This window comes from Spirulina sp. 06S082 (assembly GCF_034932145.1).
Lineage (GTDB): Bacteria > Cyanobacteriota > Cyanobacteriia > Cyanobacteriales > Spirulinaceae > CCY15215.
This window is the reverse complement of sequence record NZ_JAYGHV010000045.1, coordinates 1-12,688: the sequence shown is the minus strand read 5'-3', so window position 1 is coordinate 12,688 and position 12,688 is coordinate 1. Positions and strand designations below refer to the sequence as shown.

Here is a 12,688-nt window from a genome sequence, read left to right as displayed (position 1 = left end):
AAAGATGAAAACGTTTTAAACGGATAGGATGCAGAGAATAAGCCGTACCAATTGCTACACTAATCCCCACCGTTGCCAGAAGCCAATGCCCTCCAAAAGTCGCCAAAAGTAATGCCAAAATGCCTGTAATAACAACAATCCATTGTCCTTGATTGCGAGAAAATTCTCCCGAAGCTAAAGGCAAATGAGGCTTATTAATGCGATCGATCGCAATATCTTCAAGTTGATTTAATCCCACAATATAAATATTGCCACACAGACAAGCAACCCAGGCGATCGCTAAATCCAATAAACTCGTTATACCCCAAGCATCTCTGGCGATCGCAACAGCAATAGAATAGAGAGCAAATACACTTAAACTTGTGCCAATAATCGTATGAGGTCGAGAAAACTGCCAAAAATTCTTGAGGATTTGTGTTTTTTTTATTGATAATTGTTCATTAATCATTGTTCATTAATCATTGATTCTGCAATATAAGCAATACAACCGGAAAAGAGAATTAAAAGAACACCCAAAGCATTAATATCAGGTTTAACTCCGAGTCGAATGCGACTAAAAATCTCTATAGGTAGTGTAGTCGATCGCACTCCAGCCGTAAAACTAGAAATGAGAAAATCATCAAAACTCAAGACAAAAGCCAGCAAACATCCCGCAATAATTGCAGGTCTTAATTCCGGTAATAAGACTTGTATAAAGGCTTGTAGAGGGGTTGCACCGAGGTCTAATGCGGCTTCCTCAAGATGGCGATCGATCTGGGTGAAACGAGAAGAAACGACGATCGCAATATAAGCTAAACAGAAAACAACATGAGAAGCCACAATCGTCCAAAAACTTAATTGAATGCCTAAAACCGCCAGAAAAATCAGCGTTGAGATGGCGATCGCAATATCGGGAACAATTAAAGGCAAATAAGAAACCCCACGATATAAAGTTTTCCCAGGAAAGCGATATTTGGCCAAACCTACCGCCATCATTGTCCCTAAAATAGCCGCGATCGCAGTGGCGATCGTCGCCACAGCCAAACTATTCGTTAACGCCTGTAAAATGCGTCCATCGGCAAATAACTTAACATACCATGCCCAAGAAAATCCCGTCCATTCCGCACTATATTCCGACTCATTGAAGCTGTAAAATGTCAGCACAAAAATCGGCAAATACATATAGAGAAATATCAACCCAGAGAAAAAAGCCATTGCAGTGATTTATTTTTTTAAGGTCGATAAATCTTTCCCTTCGGCATTTTGGCACCATTTAAAATAGTATTTTGTAAATTAGCACCACTGAAATTCGTATCGTGCAAGTCTGCACCCGTTAGATCGACTTTAACCAAAAGATTTTGATTCATTAAGAGATCGAGTAAATCCTGTGGCACAATTGTAGCAGAATGCAAAAAACTGCCATTGTTAAGATTACTTTTAATTAAATTCAGTAATACCTTGTCACTCAGCTTGACCTTTGAGATATCAAAATCTGTTAAATCAATATTAAAATGATTGGTTTTGAGAAGCATCAGTAAATCGCGATCGCTTAATCGCTCCTTAGCTAATTCAAAAATATCATTTTGTTGTAAATTAGAGCGAGCAAATTGAATTGCTTCACTTTCGCTCAAGTGAATCTTACTCCAATCTATACCACCAAAATCGAGGGAATCTATATTTTTAATCTGGCTAATTTTAACATCGGTTAAATCTGCCCCCGATAAATCGGCTCGTGTTAAATTCGCATTGCTCAGATCGGTATTGGAAAGATTAGCTTTATGAAGACTTGAACCTTGAAGATTTGCACCATCAAAACGACTCCCTAATAAATCTTTACCACTAAAATTTTTATTTGTTGATTGTTGAGACGATTCTGGACTCGAATTTGAGTTACTTTGACAACCAAAAAGACAAAACATTGAAGTTGCTTGTTTATCATTCTCCTGCCCTAACTTTGGATTTATGCCAATATCTGCTAATCCTGTAGGAGAGAATAACAATAAACTGGCGATCGCAAGAACCATTAAAAGTAGCAAAGAGGTCGATTTTCTGTATCTTCTTAAGTTCATTTTGACATCCAGAAAGAGATTAAATTGAATTTATACTCTAAATAAAATCAAGATCGAAAAAAGCATCACCCCGTTAGTTTCCACCTAATAGTTAATAGTCCGCTATCAACTATCAACTATCAACTATCAACTAAATTACCTACCATTTTCCTTGTCCTTTCAAAGAGAAGTAAGCATCAAGAACTTGCGCCACCATTGGAGCCGCCACCTTACCCCCGCCCCCGCCAGAGTGTTCCGCAAAAGCCACCACGACAATTTCAGGATTGTCAAAAGGAGCGAAAGCACCAAACCAAGCATGAGCCTGACCTGGAGGGGCTTCAGCCGTCCCGCTTTTCCCGGCGGGTGAGGGAACACCAGCGCGATTAACAGCAGTACCAGTTCCTCCTGTAGCCACGGCACGCAAGCCACTACGAAGAGTAGAGATAGTAGACTGTTTTAAATTAAGAGGTTCGCGCCAATTTTTCTGTTCTTCTTGGTTTTTGAGTAAATGGGGTTTAACAAGATCGCCACCATTAGCCGGTACCGCAAACATCACCGCGACTTGCAGAGGAGTTGCGAGGGTGAAACCCTGACCGATAGACATATTCACCGTATCTCCCGCCGTCCATTCCCAATTCATCCGCTCTCGTTTCCATTTATCATCAGCAATCAAACCCGGTGCTTCCGAGGCAATCTCAATCCCTGTTTTTCGGCCGAAACCAAAACGACGCGCCCAATCAATCAACACCTCTCCTCCCACTCCACGCCCGATTTGTCCGTGAAAAGTGTTGCTACTCCAGGCCATTGCTCGTATGTAGCCCATCGGACCGAAACCCGCACGGTTCCACTCTCCAAAAGCTGTCCCTCCTACCCGTAAATAAGCAAACGTGGGTAAAACAGTATTGGGAGGATATTTCCCCGATTCCATCCCGGCGGTGGCGGTAACAACTTTAAAGGTTGAAGCGGGAGGGAAACCTCGTAAAGCACGGTTAACAAAAGGATTACCCTGTCCTTGTAATTGTTTCCATTGTTCCGGTGAAATCCGTTTTGAGAAAATATTGGGATCGAAGGCAGGATAACTGGCCATTGCCAATACTGCGCCATTATTGGGATCGATCGCCACAATTGCTCCCTTGCGCCGACCTAACGTACTTTCCGCTACTTTCTGTAAATTGAGATCGAGGGTTAAAGTGACATCTTTCCCCGCTTTCGCTGTTTTTTCCCCTAAAATTTCGACCACTTTTCCTTCGCCATCTACCTCGACCTGCTGGCCGCCCCATTCTCCCCGCAACATTTCTTCAAACCCTTCTTCTACTCCCATTTTGCCAACAATATCCCCAAGGCGATAGCCTTCCTTGCGTCGTTCCGCTAGTTCCTCAGCATTGAGTTCTCCGGTATATCCTAAAATGTGGGAACCGTTTGCTTTGTTAGGATAATCCCGGACGTGTTCGATATCGACATCCACCCCTTTGAGTTCAAAACCATATTCCTGAATCGCTGTAATTTGTTTCGCGTTTAAACCCCGAGCGATACGAACGCGAGTGGGGGAGTTATAACCGGCTGCTTCTACTGGTTTCCGAATTTCTTCAGGGGGAATGTTAAGGATTTGTGACAATCGAATAACACTCGTCTCCCAGGTTTCGTATTTCTGGGCAAGAGGCCAGACATAGGCGGAATGAGATAAGCGACTGCTGGCTAGAATTCGCCCTTTGCGATCGAAAATGGTGCCGCGTACAGGTTGCCGAGGCACAATGCGAATGCGATTGTTCTCTGCTAATTCCTTATTTTTCTCGCCTTCCACCAGTTGTAAAACGGCAAGACGAGAGCCAATCCCCCCGAGTAAAAAGAGGCTGATAATCAACATAACAATCACGGATTGGTATTGTCCGCCAACTGTTCTCGGGGTTTGTTTTCGCCCGACTTGGGAAGATGGCTTTAAGGTCGTTGTTGTGGGATGGCCGACTCGCATCATGGGTTATCGTTTTTGTATAAATCCATTGAACAATGCCCCGCGAGAGGTGGTTGTTGTTTTGCCACTACACTCTTGGATTTTTTGGGTTTCGGGATTTCCCCGAAGAAAGTTTACTGACAATTGTACTTTGCAATCTCCCTTGCGAGCTACCCAAGTCTGGAAAATTCTTTCCATAAGGACAAAGTTTGTGGGCAAGGGGTTTCTCTGGGAGAATTGTAGGAGAAGAGCATTGTTAACGAACTCTCTCTTGGGGATATGCTTTCTCTTTTCTCAGAGAGAAGTCCTGTTTCCGTATAATTTCCTCTCAATTGAGTTTGAATTGCCGATATCTTACATGGGTACGGGAACGCCTGCAAAGTCTTGAATTTCTCGGGCGATGCTGTCGGGCCAGTCTTCGATTAAATGAGTATCGCCATTTTTCATGACGCGAAGTTTGGCTCGCGCGATCGCCTTGGCGTAGGCTTTGCTTTGGGCAAGGTTCGCGGGTTTGTCTTGTCCGCCCTGTAAAATCAGTGTCGGTGTCTGAAATTGACTTAGTTTCTCATTGAGAAATTCTTGCTGCATTTCAGCAGGATTGCGATCGAAGAGTAACTGACACGAAGCGGGATGTTCTACCAAAAGCGATCGCCTGGTCAGAAGGGCATCAATTTTTTTTCGCAATCTCAAGATTGATGCCAAGGGGGCGATCGCCTTTAATAAAAAAAATAAGGGGGTGCGATCGATGAGTAATTTTTCAATCTTCCAGCGATCTTTTTGTTCTTCTACTTCTATTCCTTCGGGGGAGACTAAGATCAATCCTTCTAGGCGTTCTCCATATTTTGCGGCATAACTAGCGGCGACCCAACCCCCCAAGGAATGACCGACTAAATAAGGGCGTTCTAATCGCAAGGCTTCAATATACTCAGCAAGGCATTCAACTTGCAAGGCAATTGATTGATGAATATTATTGGGCGGTTCGGATTCACCAAATCCTAACAAGTCTGGAGCGAAACAGTGATAGTGTCCTTCCAGATGGTCGATAACCTTTAACCATTGACTGCTATCGGCATAAGCACCATGTAAGAAGATCATGGGTTTTCCCTTGCCGACTTCTCGCCAGAAAATTTGTCCTTGGGGGAGTTGAATGCGGGAGATACGTAAAGGCGATTGCATCTAATCTAAAATTACTGCTGAGTTTGACTTGTTTTGGAGGGCAAAATGGATTTTGACCTATGATGGCACAATTTATCTCCAAAATAAACGATAAATTTTCAGGATAATTATCGCAATTTGTTCTCTTCTTGACACCCAAGCCAGTTTCCTGCTTAGGGTTTTTTCACCCAATACAAATGCCCCTGATGTAGTTGTAAAACCGGACGTTCCGAGAGAGCAGCTAATTGGCGATCGTGGGTGGTGACAATAATGGTGGCTCCATAAGTGTTGAGGTTTTGCAGGGTTCGTAAAATTTGCGTGGCATTTTCGACATCTAAATTGCCTGTGGGTTCGTCGGCCAGTAATAAGGGTGGGGTACCGACGATCGCCCTCGCAACACTGACCCGTTGCTGTTCTCCTCCTGAGAGGCGATCGGGGAAGCAGTCCGCTTTATCAGCCAGTCCGACCATTTTTAGGGTGGGGATGAGTCGCCGCTCTATTTCTTGCTGTCGTTTCCCTTGTGCTTGCAGGACAAAGGCAATATTTTCAGCAACGGTGCGGTTGGGAATGAGCTTGTAGTCTTGAAAAATAATGCCCATGCGCCGCCGAAATTTAGCGAGGCGATCGCCTCGCAGTCGGTTGACATCGCAGCCGTTGGCGTAAACGCGCCCGGTGGTGGGGTGTTCTTCCCCGTAGAGTAATTTTAAAAGGGTCGATTTTCCGGCTCCCGATGCACCCGTGATAAAGACAAAATCGCCGCGTTTTAAGTTCAAGTTGACATTCTGCAAGCAAGATATGCCATTGGGATAAATTTTGGAGACATCTTGCAAGCGGATCATCACCTCTGTAGGCAGGATTTTTCGGTGCAAAACCTCTGGCTGTTTGGCTTTTACGGGGGTAGATACTTTTTCTTGTTGCTCAAGCATTTTTGGGGATATAGGAGGTGGAATGGGGCAATCTGGGGGTTGTGACTTAACCCACCAAGGAGCGCCAGGCAAAATGGGGTAAAACCAGCATTCGCCGCCAACGCCAAGGTTCTTGATAAAGACGATAAAACCATTCCAAGTTATTTTCGCGCAACCATCGCGGCGCTCGGGACTTGACTCCAGCCCAAATATCCAAACTTCCTCCTACACCGATCCAAATTGCGTTGGGACAAAGGGCGCGGTTTTCAGCAATCCAATATTCTTGACGGGGGACTCCCAAGCCGACCAAGATTAGTTTGGGTTGTTTTTCTTGCAGTTGTTTTTGAAAATTGACTTGTTCTGAGTCTGAGAGATAGCCGTGGCTGCTCATAATTGAGAGGGAAGGAAAGCGATCGCGCCAACGGCGATCGGCTTGTTCCGCCACTCCTGGAGCGCCGCCATAAAAGGCGATGGGATAGTCTTCTCCTTCTGTTCCAGCAATTTCCAATAAAGAAGCCGCCAGTTCAATGCCAGGACAGCGACGTTGAAATTGTTGGCGCAGGCGCAGGTAGAAGACCACCCCTACCCCGTCGGGAATGACCAGATCCGCTTGGGCGATCGCGGCTGCTAAAGGGGGATTTTGTTCCGCTTGCATCGCCATTTCCGCGTTGAGGGTGACGACGTGGGTGCCACAATTTTGCAACAGCCGCGATCGCAGCCAACTCGTATAATCCTCACACAAATGAACGGGTAACTGAAACACAGAGAATTGTTTAGGCGCTTCAATCCCGTCCTGAAGTTGTTGAACCGACATTGTTAGTCAATGTAATTTTTGAACTTATCCACAAAAACTATCTTATCTCGATCGGAAAAGCAAGTTTAGGAATGCGCGATCGCCTATTCCCGATCGCGGACTGTCCTCGATCTTGTCAAAATTGTACCTCATTTATTTGAGCTTTAAATATTGCAAAAAAGAACCAGTTTGCCGATCCTTGAATAAATATCTTTTATACAGAAGTTGCCAAGCCGTTCGCGAAAAAGCACCTTCCCAAAAAATCCGAACCGCATGAAGAAAATCTCGTTGCTTGAAGGCAGCTAAACTCCAGTGTAGTTTTAAATAGGATTCAATTTGTGTGAAACGCGGAATCTTTTCTTGATATTTAGGATGTACGAGAGAATAAATTTTTTGCTTGATTAAAATATGAGTTTGTAAGCGTTTGGAAATGGGAATTTTTTTATTATAACCACCGTCCCAAATAGTCCGGTAAGCCAAACAACGATTAATAAAAATAGCATCTCCAAAGCGGGCAATTTTAACCCATGAGTCGATATCATCAAAATTAGCATCAAAATAGGAATCCCAACCCCCCGATCGCAGAAACGCATCTCGGCGAAAGGCTACTTGTACAGGAGTGCCGAAAGGAACCTCTTCCAGGAGCATACCGCAGTGAATATCTTCTTGGGGTAAATAGCAAACATTGCCCACTCCGACAGATTTCGTTTCAGAGAGATTCTCTCCCTTCCCATTCACTTGCATGACCCGACAAGAGCAAATTGCAGCTTGGGGACGCAAGGCGATCGCCTCCTGCATAACTTCCAGACATTGGGGATCGAGATAATCGTCGTCATCTAGGGTTTTAATCCAATCTCCGGTTGCTCGGGCGACTCCAATATTGATGCTTTGAGCATGACCGAGATTAGTTTCGTTACGATGATAAATTATTTTTTGCTGGGGGAGAGTGAGAGGGAGATTTTCGAGATAATCCTTTGTCCCGTCGTCAGAACAATCGTCAATAATAACAATTTCACAAGGAATCGTTTGCAAGAGGGCGGTTTGGAGAGCGCGTTCGAGCAACTTGATACGGTTGTAAGTTGTAATCAAAATACTAAATTTCATAGATTTCTCTTTCAAGCCTCACGCCTTTAGGCTGAGGTTCCTGATGCTCGGACTGACGGTGAGGGCGATCGCATTTTAGCTTAGGGTTTCAGCAAAATTCGAGAAAAAAAGAAAATTTTCTTTTTGCAAATCAATATCGCCTCATCCTTTCTCTAGAATTGAGGCCAATTTGTTAACGTGTATATAGAAATCCGGAAGAGGTGACAAATTCTCTGAATTGATTGGATTAGGAATCAAGCGTGGGTGCATTAAGGATCGCAGTGAAGTTCTCCCTCAAATTTCATGATTCTTTCCAGCAAATATGGAAACCAAATTATCAATGCTGTCTCGATTAGCCAAACAAGTTCACACTTCTTTCCCCGATTTTACAGGGGTTAAAGTCATTGCTATTTCCGTCGCGATCGTCACCGGCAGTATGCTGGGTTTACGGCAGTTGGGTGGATTTGAGGGGATGGATCTTTCCTTACACGATCGCCTAGTACGGATTCGCGATCGCCCGAACAGCGATCCTCGCTTAGTCATTATCACCATTACCGAAGAAGATTTGCGATCGCTACAAAAATGGCCGATTCCCGATGGTACTTTAGCGAAGGTTCTCGCCCGCTTACAATCTTTTCAACCTCGGGCGATCGGTTTGGATCTCTATCGCGACTTTCCTATCGAACCGGGTCACGCAGAACTGGTTGAACAACTCAAACAACCCAATCTGATTACGATTCGCAGTATTGATATTCTGGCTGGGACTCCGCCTCCTTCCGCCTCACCCCCAGAACAACACGGTTTTAATGATATCGCGATCGATCCCGATAGTGTTGCTCGTCGCAATCTCCTTTTTGCGGAATCCAAGGACAGTGGCAATTTATATTCTTTTTCCCTACGCTTGGCACTGTTATATCTTGCTAATTTAGGAATTGTCCCAGAAGCGAGTCAAGAATCTCCTGGATATATGCAGCTTGGAGATACAATTTTCTATCGTCTCAGTCCGACTTCAGGAGGTTATCGCAAGTTAGATGCGGCGGGATACCAAATCTTTTTAGAATATCGCACTGCCCAAAATCTCGCCAGAGAAATCACCCTAACCGATGTACTCTCGGGGGAAATCTCTCCCGACTGGATTAAAGACAAAATTGTTTTAATTGGTAGTAGCGCCACGAGTTTACAAGATCGACTGCTGACTCCCTATAGTCCAACTTTACCTGGAGATGGCAAAACCCCAGGGGTTGTGGTTCACGGCCAGATGGTCAGTCAGATTCTTGATGCGGCTACGGGAGTACGACCTTTGGTCTGGTTTTGGCCGGAATGGGCGGAAATCCTTTGGCTTTTTGGTTGGAGTCTCTGTGGGGGGTTAATCGGTTGGCAATTTCGCCATCCTCTTTTTTTGAGTATTGGTGTTGCGATGGGGTTGGGAGGTTTAGCAGGAAGTTGTTTCGCTTTAGTGACCCTATCGGGATGGATTCCTTGGGCTGCACCTGCTTTAGGGTTTACTATTTCCGTTGCTGTTGTTGTTACCTATCAATCCTACGAAGACCATCGACGACAGCAAATTGTGATGAAGTTATTGGGACAAAATACATCTCCTGAAATTGCTGAGGCACTATGGCGCGGGCGAGATAATCTGCTCAAGGCGGGAAAACTGCCTGGGGTAAAATTAACTGCAACTTTGCTCTTTTTGGATATTAAAGGGTTTAGTACGGTTTCCGAGAAAATGCCCCCCGAGGATTTACTGGATTGGTTAAATGAGATTTTGGCAGCAATTACTCAGGAAGTTCTTTCGCGAGAAGGAATTGTTAATAAGTTTACTGGGGATGGTGTAATGGCGGTTTTTGGCGTACCGATGTCCCGCTTGCTGAAGGCTGAAGTGGAACTAGATGCCCAACATTCCGTTGAATGCGCTTTAGCGATTAGCGATCGCCTAGTAGATATCAATCAAATGTGCCGCGATCGCAATTTGCCGACGATTCAAATGCGAATTGGGATTTTTACAGGTCCTGTGATTGTCGGTTCTTTGGGGGGCAAGGATCGTTTGGAATATGGCGTTTTAGGAGATACTGTTAACACGGCGGCACGTCTCGAAGCCTGCAAAAAAGAGCGCCAAATTACCGATTGTCGCATTCTTATTGCGAAAGAAACTCTCGTCCATCTTCAAGATAGATATGAGGTTGAATCTTGGGGACCGATCGCCCTGAAAGGGAAACAACAACTGATTGATGTTTATCGCGTTATTGGATTGCGTTCATCGTCGGAAAATATTTAGCTTAAATTTGAGATAAAGAAAGGCGATCGCCGCAGAAACATCTAAAATCAAAAGGATAAGGAAAAGGAAAATTGGGTCATGCTGAAGGGATATCGGTTGAGTCTATTGGCTGGTTTGCTGTTATCGGGAATGGTGGGAATTGAAACAAGTTGGGCGAAAACTCAGACCTTGCCAGGCGAAATCTTGGCCAAGAAAATGGTGGTTTCTCCTTTCCCTATCCTTGAAGGAGGAAGCGATCGCCAATTTCCTTTAAAATCCCTCAAACAACCGCAATGGGTCGCCCAGAATCCCCAATTTGAGGAAGCCGATCGGTTATTTGAGGAAGGGTTAGAATTGTTGGGTCAAGGTACAGCAGAATCTCTACAAGAGGCGATCGCCAAGTTTGAAGCAGCGATTCCGTTATATCAATCCGGTGGCAGTTATTTTAATGAAGCAACAACAAAAGTAGCGTTAGGGCGCGTTCACGATCGCCTCGGTTTTAAATCTGAAGCCCTAGCTTATAACGAAGAAGCCTTGATGATTTTTCAAGCATTGAGTCAACAAGTGACCGGAGAAACCTTGCAAGTTGTGCAAGATTGGCACGCGACTACTCTTAATAATATAGGTAAAGTTTACGATGATTTAGGAGAAAAACAAAAGGCTTTAGATTATTATCAACAAGCCTTACCTCTCTCTCAAAGTATTGGCGATCGCAATGGGGAAGCCGTAACGATTAGCAATATTGGTAAAGTTTACGATGATTTAGGGGAAAAACAAAAAGCCTTAAAGCATTATCAGCAAGCCTTATCTCTCTATCAGGCGATCGGCGATCGCGAGGGAGAAGGAACGGTACTGAACAATATGGGTAAGGTTTACGATGATTTAGGAGAGAAACAAGAAGCCTTAAACTATTTTCAACAATCCTTATCAATTGCCCGTACTGTGGGCAATCGTACCGGAGAAGCAAGAACTCTTAGCAATATCGGTTTGCTCTACAATGCTTTAGGAGACAAACAGGAAGCCTTGAACTATTATCAGCAAGCCTTGCCCATCTCTCGCAGCGTTGGCGATCGCAATGGAGAAGCTAATATTCTCAGCAATATGGGAACAATTTACGCCGATTTAGGAGACAAACAAGAAGCCTTAGACTATTACCAACAAGCCTTACCTTTGAGACGCACTGTAGGCGATCGCGACGGAGAAGCAGCAACGCTTAATAATATCGGTTTAGTCTACGATCTTTTAGGGGAACGACAAGAAGCCTTGAACTATTATCAGCAAGCCTTAGACTTTTTTCAAGCAGTGGGCAATCGCGCTGGAGAAGCCGTGACTCTGAATAATATGGGTCGAGTCTATAGGGCTTTAGGGGAAAAAGAAAAAGCCTTAAACTATTATCAGCAAGCCTTACCTCTCTCTCGTGCCATTGGCGATCGCAGTAAAGAAGCGGGAACTTTATATCATATTGCCCTCACTCAACGCGCTCAAAACGATCTGGAAAATGCGATCGTCCAGATGGAAAAGTCTATTGCAATTCTAGAAGACCTCCGCACCAAAGCCCCTACTACGGAACTTCGCCAAACCTATTTTGCTTCTGTTCAAGATTATTACACTTTTTATATCGATCTCTTGATGGAACTGCATCAACAAAACCCCGATCGCGGTTATGATGTCCGTGCCTTTCAAGCCAGCGAAAGTTCCCGAGGTCGCACTCTCACGGAGATACTGACTGAAGCACAGTTTAACCTCAAAGCTGACCTTCCCCCTCATCTTATCGCTGAAGAAAAACGCCTCAACCAAGAACTAAGCAACATTGAGAAACAGCGCGTCAACCTGCTTCAAAATCGTAGTGGTTATAGTAATTCCGACCTTGAAAGGATTACAGAGAAAAGCGATCGCATCTTTAAAGATTTGCAAACTCTTGAAGCTAAAATTCGCCGTGAAAACCCTGCCTATGCGAATCTCAAATATCCTCAACCTCTCACTTTAGAGAAGATTCAACAGGAAATTCTCGATGAAAATACCCTCCTCCTCGAATACGCCCTCGGAGGAGAACAAAGCCATCTTTTTGTTGTCAGCAAAACCACTTTTACGGCTTATACACTACCCTCTCGCAGCGAAATTGAGACCGCTACGGCACAATATATTAACGCCCTGCAAGCGGAAAATCGCAACCCTCTCAGTGAAGGGAAAGAACTCTCACAAATGCTTCTCGGTCCCATTGCCGATAAGCTGAAAAATCAACGTTTGGCGATCGTTGCGGATGGGAAACTGAATCGCTTACCTTTTGCAGCTTTGCCGTGGAAATCTCAAGAGGGCGCAAGAGAAGCAAGAGAAGAGGGCGCAAGAGAAGCAAGAGAAGAGGGCGCAAGAGAAGCAAGAGAAGAGGGCGCAAGCATTCATTGGTGTCAACTTAAGGGAACAGGTTCCCAAATTTGCCGAGAGATAGCATCTTTTTCTCGATGTCGTTTTCTCTCGGCTTTAATCAGACCAAAGAGCTTGGCGCGTTCAGCCAGATAGGTGACA

The 12,688-nt window shown here is 44.6% G+C and carries 9 protein-coding genes and 1 pseudogene; 2 read left to right on the top strand and 8 right to left on the bottom strand.

Annotated elements, in window-relative coordinates; genetic code table 11:
* The 8 genes from VB714_RS05450 to VB714_RS05415 form a co-directional block, all read right to left on the bottom strand.
* A partial coding sequence (locus VB714_RS05450) for a UbiA family prenyltransferase (protein ID WP_323221951.1) occupies window positions 1-448 on the bottom strand: 448 nt, incomplete at its 3' end.
* Window positions 445-1,194: an ABC transporter permease gene (locus VB714_RS05445; protein WP_323221949.1), complete on the bottom strand. Its 750-nt coding sequence runs from the start codon at window positions 1,192-1,194 to the stop codon at window positions 445-447. The genes VB714_RS05445 and VB714_RS05450, both read right to left, overlap by 4 nt.
* 17 nt (window positions 1,195-1,211) lie before the next feature.
* On the bottom strand, window positions 1,212-2,048 hold the full coding sequence (locus VB714_RS05440) for a pentapeptide repeat-containing protein (protein ID WP_323221947.1): 837 nt from the start codon (window positions 2,046-2,048) through the stop codon (window positions 1,212-1,214).
* Window positions 2,049-2,187: 139 nt separating this feature from the next.
* Window positions 2,188-3,999: a penicillin-binding protein 2 gene (mrdA, locus tag VB714_RS05435; protein WP_323221945.1), complete on the bottom strand. Its 1,812-nt coding sequence runs from the start codon at window positions 3,997-3,999 to the stop codon at window positions 2,188-2,190.
* Window positions 4,000-4,329: 330 nt separating this feature from the next.
* Window positions 4,330-5,151: an alpha/beta hydrolase gene (locus tag VB714_RS05430; RefSeq protein ID WP_323221943.1), complete on the bottom strand. Its 822-nt coding sequence runs from the start codon at window positions 5,149-5,151 to the stop codon at window positions 4,330-4,332.
* Between the two features lie 152 nt (window positions 5,152-5,303).
* Window positions 5,304-6,056, bottom strand: a complete 753-nt coding sequence (ftsE, locus tag VB714_RS05425; protein ID WP_323221942.1) for a cell division ATP-binding protein FtsE — start codon at window positions 6,054-6,056, stop codon at window positions 5,304-5,306.
* A gap of 46 nt (window positions 6,057-6,102) precedes the next feature.
* A complete protein-coding gene (locus VB714_RS05420) occupies window positions 6,103-6,849 on the bottom strand; it encodes a WecB/TagA/CpsF family glycosyltransferase (RefSeq protein WP_323221940.1) in 747 nt (248 codons plus the stop codon).
* A gap of 132 nt (window positions 6,850-6,981) precedes the next feature.
* A complete protein-coding gene (locus VB714_RS05415; RefSeq protein ID WP_323221938.1) occupies window positions 6,982-7,932 on the bottom strand; it encodes a glycosyltransferase family 2 protein in 951 nt (316 codons plus the stop codon).
* Window positions 7,933-8,251: 319 nt separating this feature from the next.
* Between VB714_RS05415 and VB714_RS05410 the strand changes: the two genes are divergently transcribed.
* Entirely contained in the window at window positions 8,252-10,186 is a 1,935-nt protein-coding gene (locus tag VB714_RS05410) for an adenylate/guanylate cyclase domain-containing protein (RefSeq protein WP_323221936.1), read from the top strand.
* A 78-nt stretch (window positions 10,187-10,264) separates the two neighbouring features.
* Window positions 10,265-11,707: pseudogene (locus VB714_RS05405) on the top strand (tetratricopeptide repeat protein); the annotation flags it as partial.
* Window positions 11,708-12,688: the final 981 nt, after the last annotated feature.

Bases quoted from the DNA above. Each gene is read 5' to 3' on its own strand.
- VB714_RS05445 (WP_323221949.1), bottom strand. From the start codon at position 1,194: ATGGCTTTTTTCTCTGGGTTGATATTTCTCTATATGTATTTGCCGATT.
- VB714_RS05440 (WP_323221947.1), bottom strand. From the start codon at position 2,048: ATGAACTTAAGAAGATACAGAAAATCGACCTCTTTGCTACTTTTAATG.
- mrdA (WP_323221945.1), bottom strand. From the start codon at position 3,999: ATGATGCGAGTCGGCCATCCCACAACAACGACCTTAAAGCCATCTTCC.
- VB714_RS05430 (WP_323221943.1), bottom strand. From the start codon at position 5,151: ATGCAATCGCCTTTACGTATCTCCCGCATTCAACTCCCCCAAGGACAA.
- ftsE (WP_323221942.1), bottom strand. From the start codon at position 6,056: ATGCTTGAGCAACAAGAAAAAGTATCTACCCCCGTAAAAGCCAAACAG.
- VB714_RS05420 (WP_323221940.1), bottom strand. From the start codon at position 6,849: ATGTCGGTTCAACAACTTCAGGACGGGATTGAAGCGCCTAAACAATTC.
- VB714_RS05415 (WP_323221938.1), bottom strand. From the start codon at position 7,932: ATGAAATTTAGTATTTTGATTACAACTTACAACCGTATCAAGTTGCTC.
- VB714_RS05410 (WP_323221936.1), top strand. From the start codon at position 8,252: ATGCTGTCTCGATTAGCCAAACAAGTTCACACTTCTTTCCCCGATTTT.